This window comes from Paenibacillus sp. FSL E2-0151, assembly GCF_037993015.1.
GTDB classification, from domain to species: domain Bacteria; phylum Bacillota; class Bacilli; order Paenibacillales; family Paenibacillaceae; genus Paenibacillus; species Paenibacillus amylolyticus.
The window spans coordinates 6,415,036-6,433,321 of sequence record NZ_CP150308.1 but is presented as its reverse complement, the minus strand read 5'-3'; the positions used below and the strand labels follow the sequence as shown (position 1 = coordinate 6,433,321).

Annotated in this window: 15 protein-coding genes; 6 read left to right on the top strand and 9 right to left on the bottom strand. The window is 47.3% G+C overall.

Annotation, left to right across the window (positions count from 1 at the left end; genetic code table 11):
* Nucleotides 1–9: 9 nt before the first annotated feature.
* From MHI55_RS28585 to MHI55_RS28545, 9 genes are all read right to left on the bottom strand, one after another.
* Complete coding sequence (locus tag MHI55_RS28585) at nt 10–1,650, bottom strand: PucR family transcriptional regulator ligand-binding domain-containing protein (protein ID WP_339191028.1); 1,641 nt, start codon at nt 1,648–1,650, stop codon at nt 10–12.
* Between the two features lie 321 nt (nt 1,651–1,971).
* Complete coding sequence (locus tag MHI55_RS28580) at nt 1,972–3,564, bottom strand: hypothetical protein (protein ID WP_340387821.1); 1,593 nt, start codon at nt 3,562–3,564, stop codon at nt 1,972–1,974.
* A gap of 172 nt (nt 3,565–3,736) precedes the next feature.
* The gene (locus tag MHI55_RS28575; RefSeq protein ID WP_340387819.1) at nt 3,737–6,961 is read right to left on the bottom strand and encodes an efflux RND transporter permease subunit; all 3,225 of its coding nucleotides are present in this window, start codon (nt 6,959–6,961) and stop codon (nt 3,737–3,739) included.
* Nucleotides 6,962–6,994: 33 nt separating this feature from the next.
* Entirely contained in the window at nt 6,995–7,924 is a 930-nt protein-coding gene (locus tag MHI55_RS28570) for a TetR/AcrR family transcriptional regulator (protein WP_164783302.1), read from the bottom strand.
* 231 nt (nt 7,925–8,155) lie between these two features.
* On the bottom strand, nt 8,156–8,287 hold the full coding sequence (locus MHI55_RS28565; protein ID WP_339191036.1) for a hypothetical protein: 132 nt from the start codon (nt 8,285–8,287) through the stop codon (nt 8,156–8,158).
* Nucleotides 8,288–8,557: 270 nt separating this feature from the next.
* Nucleotides 8,558–8,872 (bottom strand): multidrug efflux SMR transporter, encoded by a 315-nt coding sequence (locus tag MHI55_RS28560; protein WP_017691901.1) that lies wholly within the window; start codon nt 8,870–8,872, stop codon nt 8,558–8,560.
* Nucleotides 8,872–9,213 carry a multidrug efflux SMR transporter gene (locus MHI55_RS28555; protein ID WP_017691902.1) on the bottom strand — a complete coding sequence of 114 codons (342 nt, stop codon included), beginning with the start codon at nt 9,211–9,213 and terminating at the stop codon, nt 8,872–8,874. The genes MHI55_RS28560 and MHI55_RS28555 overlap by 1 nt, the downstream gene beginning before the upstream one ends.
* The gene (locus MHI55_RS28550) at nt 9,210–9,833 is read right to left on the bottom strand and encodes a TetR/AcrR family transcriptional regulator (RefSeq protein WP_101313540.1); all 624 of its coding nucleotides are present in this window, start codon (nt 9,831–9,833) and stop codon (nt 9,210–9,212) included. Before MHI55_RS28550 ends, MHI55_RS28555 begins: the two co-directional genes overlap by 4 nt.
* A gap of 125 nt (nt 9,834–9,958) precedes the next feature.
* Nucleotides 9,959–11,329 (bottom strand): phospholipase D family protein, encoded by a 1,371-nt coding sequence (locus tag MHI55_RS28545; protein ID WP_339191455.1) that lies wholly within the window; start codon nt 11,327–11,329, stop codon nt 9,959–9,961.
* A gap of 371 nt (nt 11,330–11,700) precedes the next feature.
* On the opposite strand from MHI55_RS28545, the gene MHI55_RS28540 reads away from it, so the two are divergent.
* The 6 genes from MHI55_RS28540 (at nt 11,701) to MHI55_RS28515 (ending at nt 18,286) form a co-directional block, all read left to right on the top strand.
* A complete protein-coding gene (locus MHI55_RS28540) occupies nt 11,701–12,645 on the top strand; it encodes a MerR family transcriptional regulator (RefSeq protein ID WP_339191039.1) in 945 nt (314 codons plus the stop codon).
* 264 nt (nt 12,646–12,909) lie between these two features.
* Entirely contained in the window at nt 12,910–14,460 is a 1,551-nt protein-coding gene (gene crtI, locus MHI55_RS28535) for a phytoene desaturase family protein (protein WP_339191042.1), read from the top strand.
* Complete coding sequence (gene crtI, locus MHI55_RS28530) at nt 14,457–15,920, top strand: phytoene desaturase family protein (protein ID WP_339191045.1); 1,464 nt, start codon at nt 14,457–14,459, stop codon at nt 15,918–15,920. The genes crtI (MHI55_RS28535) and crtI (MHI55_RS28530) overlap by 4 nt, the downstream gene beginning before the upstream one ends.
* Nucleotides 15,917–16,789, top strand: a complete 873-nt coding sequence (locus MHI55_RS28525) for a phytoene/squalene synthase family protein (RefSeq protein WP_036612612.1) — start codon at nt 15,917–15,919, stop codon at nt 16,787–16,789. The genes crtI (MHI55_RS28530) and MHI55_RS28525 overlap by 4 nt, the downstream gene beginning before the upstream one ends.
* On the top strand, nt 16,789–17,556 hold the full coding sequence (locus MHI55_RS28520) for a carotenoid biosynthesis protein (protein WP_076253629.1): 768 nt from the start codon (nt 16,789–16,791) through the stop codon (nt 17,554–17,556). Before MHI55_RS28525 ends, MHI55_RS28520 begins: the two co-directional genes overlap by 1 nt.
* Nucleotides 17,525–18,286, top strand: coding sequence for a lysophospholipid acyltransferase family protein (locus MHI55_RS28515; RefSeq protein WP_339191048.1), 762 nt, complete (start codon nt 17,525–17,527; stop codon nt 18,284–18,286). The genes MHI55_RS28520 and MHI55_RS28515 overlap by 32 nt, the downstream gene beginning before the upstream one ends.

Genomic DNA, 18,286 nt, shown 5'->3' with positions numbered 1-18,286 from the left:
TGAAGCTCTTCATGCGATCGGGCCGTGTACGTACTCATAAGCGTAGATGGCAAGTTCGATCGCGACCCTTTTCTCGGGGAGGATATAGTCTTCTCCCAAAAGGGCTTCGATTTTGTCCAAACGGTGATACAGTGTCTGTCTGACGATATATAGAGCGGTGGCCGTCTCTTGCTTGGAGCAGCACAGGACCAAATATTGCTTGAGGGTCCGCAGTAGCTGACCTCCTTTCTCCACATCGTAACGAATGAGCGGCCCCAAATATTCTTCGATGAAATCATCCAGATTGCCACTCTGCTTCATACTAGCGATGATGCGGTAACAATGAAGATTACTGTAAAAGGGCTGCTGCATCTCGCCGATGTCCTTCTGAATTCGCAGTGTCTCCTTCGCGGATTCCAGACTATCCTTGAGACGGGAGAGGTCTGTGCAGTTATGACTGATACCGATCAAGCCTGAGAAGAGGCAGTGGGTCTGTTCCTGCTCGTGCTGCTGTAGCTGTTCGATGCAGCGCCAGAGACTGCTTTTGCGCTGAGATCCAGGTAGTGGGTCGAGAATGATAAGAATGATCTGGTGGTTCAGAACGGTGCTGTAGAGGGTGAAGTTCTCCCGAGCAAATACCAACCGGGCGACGATGTTACGTTGGATTAACAACTTCTGAAGTCTGAGGCTATCTGTGTATGCTGGATTGCTGTCGAATAAAATAATAGTGGCTTTGCTCGTTGCGAGAAGGGGATTAACGGTAGATATATATTCATGGATTTCCTTCGTGGAGTGGTGTCCGTTAAGCCAATCAATGACCCACATATCTTCTTTGTAGCGGCGTTTCTCTTCCATGTATTTGGTTCGCATCCAGTCCTGAGCAATCGCGGCCGCGCATCGTTCCAGTGCCTGAATGACGAATTCATCCGAAGGTTTGATCGGTATGCTTGAATCGTGATCCGTCAGCTTTTGATGCATCAGCACAAGGTCGGCAAAGGTGTAGTCCAACGCCTGAACAGGCATGCTGATCACATCCAATGTGTTATCTGACAGCTGCATTAAATTCGGAATATCCTCCCCCGCCCAATGTTCCCGCTGCAAAAACCAATCCTGCCGACGAGTCTCCAGCTGCTCTGGAGGGCAGTAGGGAACGGCACTTGCTTCCCCTTCAAGTGGATATAACGCCACGGCACATCCGGTTGTTCGTGACAATAATCGAAGCAGAGGTTGTACGCCATCTCCATTCAGAAGAAGTTGGTTAAAGGAGGTGGTGAGACTATCGAGTTCAGCGATCATTCGCTGATGACTGCGAATCAGGGTGAAATGCAGGTCTTGCGTAATATCGATATAACGGACTTGTTCGTGGAACCAGATCAACGGAAAATCAGCTGCTACTGCAATTTCTTTCATAGCCCCGAGCTGTAACTTGGTGTGATCCCCCAGTTCCATACAGAGTCCGGCAGCCCCACGTGCAATTAACTGACGCAGAAAAGACAGGCCTTGCTGCTCACCCTCCTGCCAGCCAATGCCTGTTGTCAGCACCAATTCCCCGCCATTGAGCAAGTCCCCCACCTCGGGAACCTCCATGATATGAACCCAGCAAACATACCGCTCCAGCGCACGATCACTGGCCAGGACTTCTGCCTTGCGAAACACAGGACGTTTTAACATGTCTCTGACTTGAATATGAAGCGTTGTCTCCCCCACACAACCACCATCCTTCCCCAATCACATGTGATCTATCTGGAGTCTGGAATCCGTCAACTTACATAATTAATCCATATTATAAGTCTATTTACAGCCAATGGGCTGAAATCTAACGTTCATTTGTTTCAAATGACAAATGGGACTGTTCTTTTTGTGATTTTGATTAAAGTGAAGAATTTATATGTCAGTCTATATGACGTTTATTTAACGATGAGTTCGCTATCATGAACGAAAAGCACTTCCGGACGATGCTTCATGCGAATCCGGAAGTACAAGTGAATGTAGTTATTCTGTTTGAACGGTAGAACTTGAGTCGTTAAATTCGAATCCGTGTGCACCGGCATCTGTAAATTTAAAACCGAGCTTTCGAAGATCTCCGGTAGACATATATAAATTACCAAATGATTTTGGAAGATCCTTTTTGAATAGAGTCACAGCGTTATTGTCTTTTGTTAAATTGACATGCGTAGCATCTGTTGTTAGGGTTACCCCGGTTTGTTCGGCAAATGCTTTAATCGGAAAGTACGTTTTTCCTTTTAGCGAGAAGGGTCCCTGCCCTTTAAAAACAAGATATTTGCCATTGTAGATAAAAGGTACAGGATCGTTAAGTGAATTTAATTGTTCATAGCTGAAATTGTCCCAGTAATTCTCTGGATGACTATAGGACTTATAAAACATGAAGGTCTGATCATCTGCAGGTATGGCATAATCACTTGTTACTGAATAGAAGACAGGTGGAAATGTGTTTGGCATACCAGTGCTGTAATTAATCATCATTAAATCATCGGAGAACCATACTACGTCGCGACTTCCCAACCCATAATGAGGTTTGATTTCACGTACCAATTTGGGTTCGCCGGATAAGTCATATAGATACATTCTTAATTGCTGGAGCTTTCCCTTTTCCATGATTTCCTGAGAGAGCAACATGTATTTTTGATTCGGTGACATAAAGGTCATCACATATCCTTTGCCTTTGAACAGGATCTTTTTCTTTTTTCCCTTAGTGTAGCTGAGAGTTATTGTGTTTTCAGAAAAAGGAGTGTATGTATGAGGCATGTATAGCTCCAATTGCTCTTTCTTAAAAGGAATGATTCTGCGTGTATATCCAATATTGGACTCCTCGGTAGAAGCCTGAATTGCCAGCTTCTTTAGTTGACCATCAATCAAGGTAAACATGGTTGGATTCTTTGAATCAGTACTACTAATAATGTGAGTTCCATAACTTGGATATTTTTTGAACCAGGGCATGAACCTCTCACCAACACCACTAAATCGGTCTGGATAACGTGTGGCTGTAGGAATGGGTTTGCTATCTGTAATGCGATACAAGTAGGATGCCGGATTGCGAATAGAATTACTTTCTAGCATATATGCGCCTGCTGAAGGATATACGAACACCGTAGCGTCAGTAGGTAGATCCACAACTTTTCTCAATGTCTCAGTTTTGAGATTAAACTCAAAGAGTACTCCACCGACACCATCCTCAGGATCGATAATTCCGTAGGCCTTCAATCCGGCAGGTGTCATCGTAAGTTCGCCTTGCCCTCGATTCCTCCAATTCAGATCTATTGATGACTTCTTCATATTTTTGATTGGCGGCTGATTAAATGTAAACTTCTCATTCATTCGTTCACCCGTGTCAAAGCTGGTCGTACTCATTTTTACTGTCACAACCATTTGACCATTCTGTACATCTCCACTAAATGTAGCCCGAAACCGTAAATGTTCCTTGGATGAGACCTGGGGAAGTTCCTTTTCTTCAATGGGTAATGCGAGTGCTGTGCCTGGAATACCGACAACTGTGATAGAAATAAGAAAGATAACAAGTAAACAACAGGTGTAAAGACTTGTTCTGGACCTAAATAACATATACAACTATGCCCTCCTATAGTTTATTAAAATTAGAGCTCTCATTCAAAAAAAAAGCCCCTTAGCTTTATATCGGAATTTATAACCATTCCAATATGCGCTAAGGGGCGAGAAGCTAATATTATAGTCTACATTTAAGTTGTACTCGAACCGTTACATGAGTACAATCAACGACTTCTTAATCTTCGATTCTTTTCTTTTTAAATTTCATCAGGAACTCATACACAATCGGTACGATAACCAGCGTGAGCAGCGTGGAGCTGATCAGACCACCGATTACGGTAATTCCTAATCCTTTCGAGATGATCCCCGCACTTTCTTCGAGGCCCGTAACCAGTGGCAACAGGGCACCGATAGTTGCGAGGGCGGTCATCAGGATTGGACGCAGACGAGTTGCACCGGCTTCCAGCAAGGCTTCACGGGTAGGCATACCCTCTTTTTCCTTGTGAATAACACGGTCGATCAACACGATAGCGTTGGTGACCACGATACCAATGAGCATCAGTCCACCCATCATGGCGGAGACGTCGAGCGTACCACCAGCGATGAACAGACCTACCATAATACCAATGACCGTAAATGGCAGGGAGAACAGGATTGCGAATGGTGCCAATCCGCCGCCGAATGTAACAACGAGCACGAAGTATACAATGGCGATGGCCGCCAGCATGGCGAGACCCAGTTGAGTAAAGGTATCATTAATCTGTTCGGTTGTACCGCCGAACTTCACTTCAACGCCATCAGGCAGATCCAGCTTGTCGATCTCAGCCTGTAGGTTACTCGAAGCTTTCGTTACATCCGAAGCCAGGATGTTGGCTGTGACTTGTACAACAACTTTACCATCAATTTGCATGATGGAGTTCGGGGATGTACCTTCTTCCACTTTGGCAACATCTTTGATTGGTACCTCGATGCCAAGCGGTGAAGTGACGGTTTCATCCTCAATCTCTTTAATGCTGCTGAATGTTTTGTTGTCTGTCTCTACATATACTTTGTACGTTTTGTTATCGATATCGACTTCCGTAAGCACAGGACGTTCCCGTGCCGGGCTCAGCGTCATCGCCATTTGGCCTGCAGTCAGGCCCAGGGAACTCAATTTCTCCTGATCTGCCACGAGCGTATACTGCCCGTAGGTGTCAGCGAGTGTAGTGTCTGCTTTTTCAAAATTATCCTGATCCGCTTCAACCAGTTTCAGAATTTCATCCGATACAGGTTTGAGTTGCTCTACATTATCGCCATAGATGGACAGGCTCAAGCCACTGCCACCCAGACCGCCGGACATGTCGAGCTCATTCCAGGTACCTACGGTAACTTCTTTCTTCAGACCTTCTACAAGCTGTTCCTTCACTTTAGTAAAGTCTTTCGTGTCTTCGTTATATTCAATATAGAATAGAGCCGAGTTGGAACCACCGCCACCCATGCTGCTCAGTGGATTACTTCCGCCGATGGAATATTGCATTTTCTCCAGACCTGGTTGTTCCAGCAACCACTTCTCGGCAACGAGTGCTTCTTTTTCGACATCTTCACGCAAAGCTCCGGTTTGTGGGCTGTACGTAATAGTCACGTATTTATCCTGTTGTTCTGGCAAGAAGCTTGCACCGATGAACGGGTACAGGAACAAACTGCCGACCAGCAAGATCACTGCAATACTGACTGTGATGAGTTTGTGTGAAAGGGTCCAGTTCAGCAGGCGTTTGTAACCTTCCGCCATTTTGCCTGGTTTTTCTTCGTGATTCTGTTTGTTCTTCAACCCTCCACGGAACAGGGTGTGCGCAAGCATCGGCACAATGGTAATGGCAACGATCAGGGATGCCAGCAAAGCAAATACCATGGTCAGTGCAAATGGCGTGAATAACTCACCGACCATACCGCTTACCAATGCCAGTGGCAGGAATACCGCAATAGTTACGATCGTGGAAGAAAGGATTGGCACAAACATCTCGCGAGTTGCTTCGCGGACTAGTTCACGGCCTTTTAATCTCTCACCTTTGAGTGTTAATCTGCGGTAGATGTTCTCGATAACAACGATGGAGTCATCGACAACCCGTCCGATGGCAACCGTCATCGCACCCAGCGTCATCATGTTCAAAGTAATATCCATCATATTGAGAGCAGTCAATGCCATGAGCAAGGAGAGCGGGATCGAGATAATGGAGATAATGGTTGAACGAATATTACGCAGGAAGAGCAGGATGATCAGGATGGCAAACAAGGCGCCAAAAACGGCTTTGCCCAACATCGTGTTCACCGAGTCCTGAATCGGCTTACCTTGGTCAAGCAATACAGTCAAATCAGCATTTTTGAACTGCGATTGCAACTCTTCAGCTTTATCTTTGACTGCGTTAACGACATCAACCGTGTTGGCATCGTTGGATTTTACAATGGAAATACCAATCGATTCCTTGCCGTCTGTCCGGGAAATGGATTCCGCTTGACCGATGACTTCGATCTTGGCAATTTCACTTAATTTCACTGTCGGGATACCAGCTGCGTTGGCAGCACCTGAAGGGCTACCTACACCGGCATTACCACCAGCGGCTTGGTCCGTTCCTTGTGAAGCACCTGGAGCGGTACCTTGACCAGCTTCACCAGTTGGTGCTCCAGAGCCTTGTGGGGCTGCGTTTGAACCATTGCCTGCGGAAGCACCGGCACCGCCGGGTACAACTGGAATGGCAAGGTTTTTCAGATCATCGATGTCGATGATGTTGCCATCTACAACAACGGCTTTCTGGGATTTATCCAGTTCAAACAGTCCAAGGGGCACACGAATGGATGAACCTTGAACGATGCCGTTTACCGTATCTTCCGTTAGGCCCAGCTCGGCCATTTTGGCTTGGTCAAACTTCAATTGAACTTCTTTCACATATTGACCGGACACCTGAACCTGAGCTACACCGTCAATGTCTTCGAGTGCAGGCTGAATATCCGATTCAACCAGTCGTGTCAATTGTTCCAGGTCACCGCCGTCCTTGTCGGACAGGCTCAGAGATACAACCGGGAAAGAGTTAATGCTGAACTTGGAAATGGTCGGCTTCTGCACACTGTCAGGCAGTTGAACTTCATTCAGTGCCTCACGAACGGTTGCAGTTGCGTTGGTCAGATCTGTTCCATAATCAAATTCGAGTGTGATCGATGCTGCGTTCTCCATGGAAGTGGAGGTCACCGTCTTCACGCCATCTACATTGCGTAGTTTTACTTCCAGCGGCTTCGTGACATCCTCAACAATTCCCTCCGGTGCAGCCCCCGGATCAATGGCAGTGACATTCAGAAACGGTACGTTGATGTTCGGGATTGTCTCTTGTTTCATCGTCAATCCGCTGTACAAACCTGCGAAAGAGATGATAATCGTCAGAATCCAAATCGCAAACTTGTTGTTCAGTGAAAAATTAATAATACCTTTCATACGATGGTTTCTTCTCCTCTCTGTTTCTCCTGTTTATGTGTGTGACGAGTCAGCCTGGATGAACCGGCTATACATGGCATCCAGAATATGCTGAAGCTCGGAGTGCAAAGATTGAATGGCAGTTACGTTCTCCAGATTGTGCATCATGCCCAGAATAATGGCACGACGCGGTGTGAATTCCATCATCTCCTGCCGGAGAATGGCAATGGTCTCAAGTACATCATTCTTTGGTTGCCCAGCAGGCAATTCGGAGGCAGCAATATCCTGCATTTGCTTGATAATATGAATAGGATGCCGCATCACCGTGGAATCCGGATGGGGTTCGGTAATCCATGCAGGCCAGTCCTCCAAAGGAATCAAAGGCAAAGGTCGCTGCTTAAGGAATCCGTGCGCTGCATAGTCCATCATTTGCAGTAAATTTGTTGCCATTTTGGTAACAGTAAGGGACGGCATCTCTGTAAACCAGATCTTGACGTAGGAAAGGAATAGCCCCTGTGTCAGCAAAATAAGGTCAATCGTATAAGGTTCAATCTCCGATCCGTACTGCTCCTCCAGCTTATCCTTAAACCAATGTAAGGTACGGACTTCCAGATCTCTTTGCAGCGGATGGCATTGTTCCTTGCGTTGCTGTTCATCATCCATCATCATGCTGCGCATCTGTACTCGCAAAAATTCCTTGAGCTCGGCAACATGGATCAACAGTGTCTCAATCTGCTTGTGAAGACGTTCACGCGAGGTAAGGCTGGTTTCATGCTCAATCTGTGTCATCTCGTCCATGAGCGTGTACATGCAGTACTCCAGAGTACTGGCTTCTAATTCCTCTTTGGATTTGAACATGATGTAGAGGCTGCCTTTGGACATCCCGCATAATTCAGCAATCTCTTGCATGGATGTTGCAGCACTGCCTTTGGATGAGAATAACTTGAGTGCTGTAGTAATGATGAGCTTTTTCTTCTCATTCATCTCATGTATAGGGTTCATTAACGATGCATTCACCTCATCAGGGAACTTGTGAGTTCTTGAATTGACTTTAAGGTCAAAATAAGTATAAACGATCTGGTTAAAGGAATTCAAATGGGAGTAAATTGGAAAATGTATATGGGGAAAAGTGGCTGATCAAAGGGAAGGCGAGACGGCAAGTAACAAGGCGCAACTTGTATGTACGATATGGATAAGGTATCAAGAACGTTTAAGTTAGTTTCCTTCAGTGAAGGCGTACAAGGCGAGTATAATAATGGCGACTAGAGCGATGAGATAGAAAATGGCCATGGCGATCAGAAGGGTATATCCTGTATAAGAACCCATGCGTGCCAATAATTTTCTCATGATTACGACATCCTTTCTTACGTGGCAAAGTATAAAGAGGTTCCCTATTTATATCATTCCCCAAAAAAGACGACTTCCTGATCGAAGTCGTCTTTTTTATATTACAGAATTTAATAGATATCATAATGGAAGCTAAGAATTACACGATAACGGAGATTGCAGAACCGACTTGAAGAAACGAAGTGTTCGCCTTAAAGCTTTCTGTAAGAAAGCTTCTTCGGAAGCATATGCTATCACCGGAGATATCAAGTGTAACTTCATTTCGTTCCGTTATGTGATCAGTTTCAGACCAACGGCTGCCACCAAAATCATCGCGATAAACAGGATACGCTTCGCTTCTTTCCGTTCACCGAATAGGAACATACCTGTTAACGTACTGCCAACCGTCCCGATCCCGGTCCACACGGCATACGCTGTGCCCATCGGAATGGACGTCATGGCGTAGGACAACAACGAGAAGCTGAACACAAACGACACCAGCATAAGTACGATGTATGGCCATCCTTTCTTGGTGGAAGCACCATTAATACCGATTACGCCGAAAATTTCACATATCCCTGCACCTACAATTGCCATCCAAGCCATTATACTGCACCTCCTTTGGCTTCTTGCTGATCCGTTACCAGCTTCAGTCCAATTACGCCGCAGAGCAGCAGCCCGATGAGCAATACTTTGGCCAAGCGGAACGGTTCACCGAACAATACCATTTCCGTAAGGACGGTACCCGCCGTACCAATTCCCGTAAAGACGGCATACACCGTACCCACAGGCAGCCTTTTGGAAGCGGCAATGATCAGTCCAAAGCTGATCACGATGGCAATCCCCGTTAAAGTCCACTCCCAGGCATTCGAGGCATGTTTCAGCCCACTTACCCAGACAATCTCAATAATTCCGCCGATAAATACATATAACCAGTTGCGGTTCATGTTGTTAAATCTCCTTCCGGCACAACGCTGTGCGCCTCGTCGTTCAAATGATGAATGCCATGCCAAAATACAGGCCAGGCTGCTTCCAACCGTCTCTTGTACCGACGGGAACTTCCATAGATAATCTCCACGGTGATACCGTCGAGAAACGTCATAAATGCAATGGCGGCTTGTTCCGCGGGTAGGGGCGGTATATCTTCATTACGCATTGCCCTTTGCAGCAGACGAGTCAGTACACGTTCCATACCATCGATAAACGGATACACTTGATCCATCACTTCGCCATACAGAGAAAGGGGGGGATAAAAACAATTACGCAACATCAAACGAGCCGAAGCATGGGCATTGTATTCTTGTTCGAACCAGATCAACAAGCCTTTCAGCCTCTGCTCCAATGGCAGATCCGCATGATCACGGAAATATTCCAGTGTGTGCCGTGTTACCTCGTGAAATGCAAAGTCCAGTGTGTGTAAAAACAAGTCATCCTTGCAGCTGAAATGCGCATATATGGACGGTTTTTTAATCCCGACTTCATCAGCAATAGCTCTCAGAGAAGCTCCCTCATAGCCATCTCTGGCAAAATGGAACAGGGCTGCATCCCGAATGGATTGTGCAGTCATTCAATCACCTTCCTAACGGTCGTTAGGTAATTATATTTCCACACTTTACATCACCTGTCAAGATGAAAATATCCGCCTGCACAGTGAGTACAGGCGGATATAACAGGTATGGATGTGGTTTCTGATCAAAAGGTCGTAAGACCCAGAATCAGTTGCAGCTTATATAGGATACCTTTCAAAAACGTAGTCTTCTCTTGGAACTCATCCAGGTCTAACGTGAACTCGGCATCATTATTATTCCAAATACGCTCAAAATAATTCGCGATATCGAGTGTGAACTTATTGTCTGGAGGTGCAGCAACCCATAGATCATTCTCCAGATTGTAGTCATTCATATTTCGTGGTGTAAAGTTGGTTGAACCCCCGAGGACAATATGATCTCCGGTTGCTTTGGCAAGATAGATCATCTTGGTATGGTATTGCTCCTTGGTGGTGTTATACCAGCGGATCTGAATTTTACCGTCGGATTTATCATGCAATTCAGCAGCGACAGGACGGTTCGGAATGCCGATCTTTTCCTGACCAAAGGCATTTTCATTTGGATCCAGTACAAGCCGGATCTCGGTTCCTCGTTTTGCGGCTTCCAGCAGGGCTTCCAACACTTTCGGAGAGGCCACATAGAACATGCCCATCCATAAGGTGTCACCTTTGCCAGCCTGATTGATCTCATGGAGTACAGCGTCATTCACTTTGCCTTCAGTTAAATAGCGTATTCGCAAATCTCCCGTGTTTGAATTCGAGGAAGGAGCTGTGTAGGCAGGAACCTTGCCTCCGCCTGAGATGTCGAGAACAGCTTGCTCTGACTGAAGAATATCGCCAATGATTGGACCTGTTACTTCAAATGCAATATTCGAGTGGTAGGCACTCGCATCATGGATATTGCCAGAAGAGACAATCGCCGTCTTCTCACTAACAACAACTTTGCGATGATTTGCTTTTACATTGAGCAGCTTGAGATAGGAACGCACAGTGACATCCGGACCATCCGTGGCCATCAGGTTTTTGATCCAGCCATCTCCGGATTGGCCAAACCATTGGAAGAAGGTCCGCCAGACCGCAGAGTATACTGGAGTTGAATCACGCAAAGGGTCCACATCCGTGATGACCACATGAATGCCTGCTTGTTTCATTTGTTCCAGCAACGGATTGGGTGCTGAGTTATAGTTGGTATTTACTTCATCTGTAATGAACCAGATGTCCATATCAGGATGCTGATTTTTTTTGGTGACCAGCGCTTCGGTGAATTCAGTACTCACGGGAGGAAAGTTTTGTCCCTTGTGCTGATAATTATTGAACAGGAACATATCCACCAGGACAAACTGCTCTGCTTCCTCCACAATCTGCATCATGCGCTGGAAAATCTGCTGTTCGTGCTCCATCTGTCCGTCGGAGGAAGGATAAGTGAGGTCATGCAGGAACTCGACTTGATCCACACGATACTCCGGACTTTCGTAGGAAATGCCCGTTGGTAATGGTTTGTAGGTCTGATAGAGCATGACGGCGATGAGCCATAGGACCAATAGGACGAGTCCTGTTCGTATGTATGGAAATTTGCCGCGTGAAGACTTGCGGTCTGATGTATGGCGGCGTAATGAGGCCAACGGTGGACTCCCCCTTCTGTACTTGCTGACTTCTATTACCACACGGATGATAACGTTGACGCAGGAGAACCCGCTAGCATAACGACTGTAGCGTTAAATGCATATGGCAAAATTGGCAGTATGCAATCGACAGGTGTCTGAGCGTTGTGTATAATGAGTGTATTATTTTTGTAGAATGTTAGGGTTTTCATATGCCTGACAAGGACGGGGAACCAATGATATAACCTTTGAAATCTGGACATTTAGGAAAGAAAGTGGGTAATAAGGTGTATTCCATCAAACAAGTCGCTGCCATGCTCGGTATCCCGACGGTGACGCTCCGGGCTTGGGAGAATCGGTATAGTGCGGTCACCCCTGAGCGGACGGAATCGGGTTATCGAATGTATACCGAAGAGAATGTTGCGGATCTGCGCTGGTTGAAAGAACAGGTTGAGCTACATCAGACCAATATTTCGGAAGCGGTACGGATGTTGAAAGTAAACAAATTAAATCCGCCCGAGGCTGTACCCACGCCGATTATGGCTCCGGTGCCTACGATGGAAGAAGCCTACGCACGCATGGCAGATCAGATCTATGACTCGCTCTACAACTTTCAGGGTGAACGTGCCAATGGTTTGATTGATTTTGGGTTCACCATGTATGGGTATGACTCGATGTTCTATCATGTGTTGGTGCCCATTCTGGTTCGGGTTGGAGATGCATGGGAGCAAGGCAGGGCTTCGGTGGCTCAGGAACACTTCATGACACAGCTGATATCACAGCGGTTTTATCAGTTTTTCCATCTGTTCCCGATCTATCCGCATCTGCCCAAAGTTCTGGCGTTGTGTCCGGAAGGGGAGCATCATCAGGTCGGATTGCTGCTGTTCTCTCTCTTTATGCGCAAAAATGGAGCGGAAGTACTGTATCTCGGTGCGAACACGCCAGAAGAAGGTATCTTCCCGATTATCCGGGAGCAGAAGATCAAGTTGGTCTGCCTGTCGATCACAAGTCCAGGGCTTCTTGAACGATGTGATCAGCTTATAGAGCGGATTAAAAACGAGTTTCCACATATTCACTTCATACTTGGTGGAAAAGGCTATGAGCGTGCAGAACATGCTCGTTACCCGCAATGGATTATGCCAGAGGATTCAGCGGATTGGCAATCATGGATAGAACGTGAGTATCTCGCAAATCGACCACCTGGTGCGAGGTTTGGACAGGCAAATAACTAAACATAATCTCAAATGATATGAATAGGTTAGTGTATAAAGGACATCCTTTGACGAAAGTGATCAAAGGGTGTTTTTTGTGTTTATAAATGGATTACCAGGTATTTTGACCGACGGGTCATTTTTTGGTTTACAAGCTCGTATAATATTTGTATTATATTTGTATAATGTTTTTGCTAGTTACCGCTTAAAGTGTTCTTGGGCGGTTTAATAATAGGTTAGGGGCTAGAGAACTATAGGAATTCCCTACATAGAAAGGTGAGTGGCATGATACCGAATCAACAACGCAAACGTGCAGCTGTCATTGGTGCAGGTCCGGGTGGACTTGCAGCAGCGATGTTATTGTCCGGTCAGGGGTACGAGGTAGATGTGTATGAGAAACAGCCAGTCATCGGGGGGCGTTCTGCCAGATTGGAACTGGGTGAATATCGATTCGACCGCGGTGCTACATTTTTGATGATGCCTCAGCTGATTGAAGAGATGTTCGACGTGGTGGGGCGTAAGTTATCCGATTATGTGCATATGAAAGAGCTAACCCCACTGTACGCACTGAACTTTGGTGATAAGGTGTTCACGCCTTCTCGTAATCGGGAAGACACAGCTGCACAGATTAAGGAATTGTTTCCGGGCAATGAGGACAATTACCTTCGGTTCATGCAAGAAGAAGAAGTGAAGTTTGGCAAAGTCATGCCTCTGCTCCGTCGTCCTTTTGGCAAGTTGACTGACTATCTACGCAAGGATGCGGTAACAGCTCTACCTAAGCTTGATGTCCACAATACGGTCTATGGAATCTTGTCCCGCTATTTTACAGACGAGCGTCTGCGCTGGGCATTTACATTTCAATCCAAATACCTTGGCATGTCTGCCTGGGATTGTCCGGGCACATTTACCATACTATCGTTTATTGAGCATCACTACGGATTGTTCCACCCCATTGGCGGCGTGAATCGGATCTTCCAAGCCATGGCCGATGTCGTGGAAGAACACGGAGGACGAATACATACTTCCACCCCGGTGAAACAGGTCATCGTTCGCAATGGTCGTGCAGAAGGTGTGTTGCTTGAGAACGGTGAACGCATCGAAGCAGACCATGTGGTGGTGAACGCCGACTTTGCACATGCCGTGAACCATCTGTTTGAACCAGGTGTGCTTAAGAAATATACCCCGGAGAAAATGAAACGCAAAAAGTATTCCTGCTCTACAGCAATGCTGTATCTGGGGGTGGATGGTGATGTGGACCTGCCGCATCACTCGATCTATTTTCCCGAGGACTACCGGTTAAACGTTGATGAGATTACAAAGCATAAAATGTTATCAGCCGATCCATCTCTATATATTCATAACCCTTCCAGACTTGATTCGACGCTGGCACCGGAAGGGAAATCTGCTTTATATGTTCTTATGCCTACGCCTAACCTCACCGCAGACATTGATTGGGAGGCAGAACGGGAGAATGTGCAGGAGGCCATGATGAAACGCATGGAAGGCATTCCTGAGCTGGCAGACATACGCAGCCGTATTGAAGAATGTATGCTGTTCACTCCACTCGATTGGGAGACTGAACTGGATGTGTATCGCGGAGCAACGTTTAATATGGCACATAATCTGGGTCAGATGATGTACCTGCGTCCCCATAACCAGTTTGAAGAGTTGAAAAGTGTATGGCTGGTAGGCGGCGGAACACATCCGGGCAGCGGGTTGCCCACGATCTTTGAGTCGGCACGGATCAGTGTCAGGCTGATTCAGGAAGAGGACGCACGCACAAGTTCCAAGCCATCCTCGTACGTGAAGACGGCAGAAGCCAGAGGGCATTCATGAAGCGGGCCGCTATTGTAGGCGCAGGGATTGGCGGACTCACTTCGGCACTGTTGTTGAACCGTCAAGGCTGGGATGTCACCGTGTATGAACGGGGTTCCCGCGTTGGCGGACGCATTGGATATGAGCGGGAAGGGGAGTATCGGATCGATCAGGGGCCGACGATTGTGCTTCTGCCTGAGATGTTGCTTGGCATCATGGAGGAGGCAGGCGTAGATCGTTCGAAGATTGAGTTACTTCGCTGTGATCCGTTATACAGAGTGCATTACCACAGTGGTCGTGTCATGACCAAGATGACCTCACGTGAAGAGCAGACGGCGGAGATTGAACGTTTGTTCCCGGGAGAGAGCCGAGGATTCACACGATTCATGAAAGATATGGACACGTTGTTTCCGGCAGGCCGGGCAGCGTTTCTGGAAAGGGCTTTTCCGCGCAAAAGGGATTTCTTCACCCCTTCGCTCATGTCCCTCATGGGCAGATTGCGTGCACACAAAAGTGTTCGGAAAGCGGTAGGTGATTATTTTGAGCACGAGGAATTGCTTGATGCGTACTCTCTGCAAAGTCTATACATCGGTGGATCACCGTTTGGAACGCCAGGTATCTATTCCCTTTTGCCTTACGCAGAGCATGAATATGGCATCTGGATGGTCAAAGGCGGATATGCAGCATTGCCGGCCATTCTGGAACAGGAACTGATATCGCGTGGTGGACGTGTCGTGCTAAATTCGGAAGTGACCGGGCTCACCATTAAAAATGGCGTGTGTGAAGGTATAGAAACGGCAGCAGGCGCAGAAAATGTGGATGCAGTTATCTACAATGGTGATTTCCCCCATCTATCAGGTTTGCTTGGACAATCGCCAGAGGTAGCACGTAAAAGAAAACCGTATCGCCCCTCTTCCGGATGTGTATTGCTCTATGTGGGCGTGGACAAAACCTGGGAAGATGCAACGACGCACCAGTTCTTCCTGCCACCGAGTCTTGAAGGCAGTTTGCAGGAAGTGTTCAATCAGCGACGCATTCCGGCAAAGTCCTCATTTTACGTATTTAATCCGGTCGCATTGGATGAAACTGCAGCGCCTCAAGGACAGAGTGTATTGTATTTCCTCATTCCCGTACCAGATGCCGAAGGTGTCGACTGGGATCAGGAGAGCGAAGCATTGGCAGAACGTGTATTGGAAGAAGCGGAGCAACGTGGATTCCCGGGACTTCGTGCAGCGATCAAGTGGAAAAAGGTACGTACACCCGCTGACGCAGAGCGAGACGGGCTATATGGGGGCGGAAGCTTTGGTATAGCACCTGTATTGTTCCAGTCCGGTGTATACCGACCGCAACCCAAACCATTCCCTAATATAAAGGGATTATATGCCGCAGGAGCATCTGTACATCCAGGTGGCGGAGTGCCGATTGTAATGCAGAGTGCACGGATGGCCGTCAATCAACTCATGAAGGAGATGGGAACATGAATGAAGCGATTTTGAGCAGGTGTGAAGAGTTGATGCAAAAGGGTTCTTCCTCTTTTTATCAGGCCTTTAGAGGGCTGCCAAGTCCACGTCGGGAAGCGGTATATGTCATTTATGCCTTCTGCCGCATGATTGATGACAGTGTAGACGAGCCGGAACATTCGCCCTATACGATTCACGAGATCCATGATTTGTTTGATCAGTTGGACGACGCGGAAGGACACTTTATCTGGCCAGCACTGAGATGGTTGTTCAACAGTTTTCCTCATCTGGATAAGGGGCCATTTTTCCGTCAGATGGAAGGGCAGCTCACGGATCTTAAAGTAACACATTATACAACGATGCAGGAACTGGAGCATTATTGTTATCTGGTGGCCGGAACCGTAGGCGAGATGTTGTTGCCTGTATTGCGAGATGATAACGGCGCAGAAGTAGCGATGAACGGGATTGCTTTGGGTAAAGGGATGCAGATCGTTAATATTATTCGGGATGTTGGTGAAGATCGGGCCAGAGTGCGCCGGTATGTTCCGCTGGAGATCATGGAGAAGCATGGTTACACCGAGCAGGACTTTGAAGACGGGGTTGTGGACGAACGTTTTATTGCCATTGTTCATGAATTAAAAGCTGCAGCATTGAACTGGTTCCGTATTGGCATGGATCGTCTGGATACGTACCCAACGGAAAGTGCATTTTCCATCGAGCTGGCAGCAGCCTTTTACTCCACCATTCTACACGCCGTTGAACGCAACGACTATGACGTATATACCAAGCGGGCCTATGTTAGCGATGAATTGAAACTGGAGATGCTGGGTGCGATTGTGAAACGTTACCCGATGCTGGCCTATCAAGCCTCCCGAACGGCGGTATCCTGATGATCCAGTGGCTTTACTGGGCGTGGTATGTCATTGGAGCAACCTTGATGCTAACGATCGGTGTGCCTGACGTATTATCTTTTTCAAATGGTTTATTTCTAATCTTCTACGCATTGTATGTGCTGGATCTGATCTATCAAGGGCGTAATCGGACAGGCCTGTCCGACCAGTCAGTCATCTGGCTGAAACCCGGACTCTGGATATCCTCTGTGATTATCTGGCTTGGAGGTATGGGCGTAGAGTGGGTAGGCGTTCATACGCATTGGCCCTTTGGTGAGTATGCTTACTCAGACTTCTTCGGGATTCATCTGTTCAGTGTGCCAGTTACGCTGGGTTTCGCCTGGATCGCAGTGGTGGGTAACTCGGCGCTGTTAAGTGGCGGTGGTTCAACGTGGACTGGCAGACTGCTTCGAGCAGTGAAGACCGGGTTCTGGGCGATTGTTCTTGATCTGGTACTCGACCCTGTTGCACATGCGAGAGGATTCTGGGAATGGCAGGCTCCAGGTGGTTTCTACGGTGTTCCGTGGACCAATTACATAAGCTGGTTTATCATGGGTGCATTCTTATCTCTTTTCCTTCCGGCCATGCCTAATGACCGTAGCTCATTGTTGCGTGCAAAATGGTTGTATCAGCTGTTTATTCTTCTGTTCGGCCTGCTTGCTCTAAAGGAAGGGATTACAGGCAGTTTTATCATCGCCATTGCTGGTGTGCTTCTTGCCGAAGGGAGCTGGCTCTATGATTCGCGCCGTAAAATCAAAACCGTTTAATCGTATTTTTGCCTTATACAATCACTATTATCTGCTACGTCGGCGCTTCCGCTCCTTCACGCTCACAGGGTCACTGGACCCACAGGTGGACATCAGGGACAACTCCCCGATTGAAGCGACTCGTCCGGTGATCTATTTCATGAATCACAGCTCCTGGTGGGATGGTCTGCTGCTCTATCATGCGGCCAGGCAGACATCCCGGGGTGATCATTATGTGATGATGGAGGAGCAACAGCTTCAGCAATATGCTTTTTTTCGTAAATTGGGTGCGTATTCGATCAATAAGGAGAGTGCGTCCGGTATTCGGACCTCTCTACAGTACACCAGTGAATTATTGGATTCAGGTAAAAGGGTCTGGATTTTTCCCCAAGGAGAAATATTGCATCAGGAGGCCAGACCAATTCAGTTCCGTCCAGGCATCGGATTGTTGCTTCGTCGTTCTCCGAATGCCATCGCCGTACCGGTAACCTTGTGCCATGGGATGGTCCAGCATGATCTACCGGAAATATCGATGCAGGCGGGCCCGGCTGTGTTGGAAGACTGGAAGGCGTTGAAGAGTGAAGAGATTGCCGCCAGACTCGGCCATGTGCTGGAACAGCAGTTAGACGATCATAGATCAGAGCTTGTACGGATGGGGCAGGGGAGTTTGCCAGATGCGATTCCACTGATTCGTCATGTACGTTCGACAAGTGAAAAATACGATGCGGCACGAAAGCGGGTGAACCGTTAG

Excerpts from the sequence above, each read along its gene's own strand:
- MHI55_RS28585 (WP_339191028.1), bottom strand. The coding sequence starts at position 1,650 with ATGTTAAAACGTCCTGTGTTTCGCAAGGCAGAAGTCCTGGCCAGTGAT.
- MHI55_RS28575 (WP_340387819.1), bottom strand. The coding sequence starts at position 6,961 with ATGAAAGGTATTATTAATTTTTCACTGAACAACAAGTTTGCGATTTGG.
- MHI55_RS28570 (WP_164783302.1), bottom strand. The coding sequence starts at position 7,924 with ATGAATGAGAAGAAAAAGCTCATCATTACTACAGCACTCAAGTTATTC.
- MHI55_RS28565 (WP_339191036.1), bottom strand. The coding sequence starts at position 8,287 with ATGAGAAAATTATTGGCACGCATGGGTTCTTATACAGGATATACCCTT.
- MHI55_RS28560 (WP_017691901.1), bottom strand. The coding sequence starts at position 8,872 with ATGGCTTGGATGGCAATTGTAGGTGCAGGGATATGTGAAATTTTCGGC.
- MHI55_RS28555 (WP_017691902.1), bottom strand. The coding sequence starts at position 9,213 with ATGAACCGCAACTGGTTATATGTATTTATCGGCGGAATTATTGAGATT.
- MHI55_RS28550 (WP_101313540.1), bottom strand. The coding sequence starts at position 9,833 with ATGACTGCACAATCCATTCGGGATGCAGCCCTGTTCCATTTTGCCAGA.
- MHI55_RS28545 (WP_339191455.1), bottom strand. The coding sequence starts at position 11,329 with ATGCTCTATCAGACCTACAAACCATTACCAACGGGCATTTCCTACGAA.
- crtI (WP_339191042.1), top strand. The coding sequence starts at position 12,910 with ATGATACCGAATCAACAACGCAAACGTGCAGCTGTCATTGGTGCAGGT.
- crtI (WP_339191045.1), top strand. The coding sequence starts at position 14,457 with ATGAAGCGGGCCGCTATTGTAGGCGCAGGGATTGGCGGACTCACTTCG.
- MHI55_RS28525 (WP_036612612.1), top strand. The coding sequence starts at position 15,917 with ATGAATGAAGCGATTTTGAGCAGGTGTGAAGAGTTGATGCAAAAGGGT.
- MHI55_RS28520 (WP_076253629.1), top strand. The coding sequence starts at position 16,789 with ATGATCCAGTGGCTTTACTGGGCGTGGTATGTCATTGGAGCAACCTTG.
- MHI55_RS28515 (WP_339191048.1), top strand. The coding sequence starts at position 17,525 with ATGATTCGCGCCGTAAAATCAAAACCGTTTAATCGTATTTTTGCCTTA.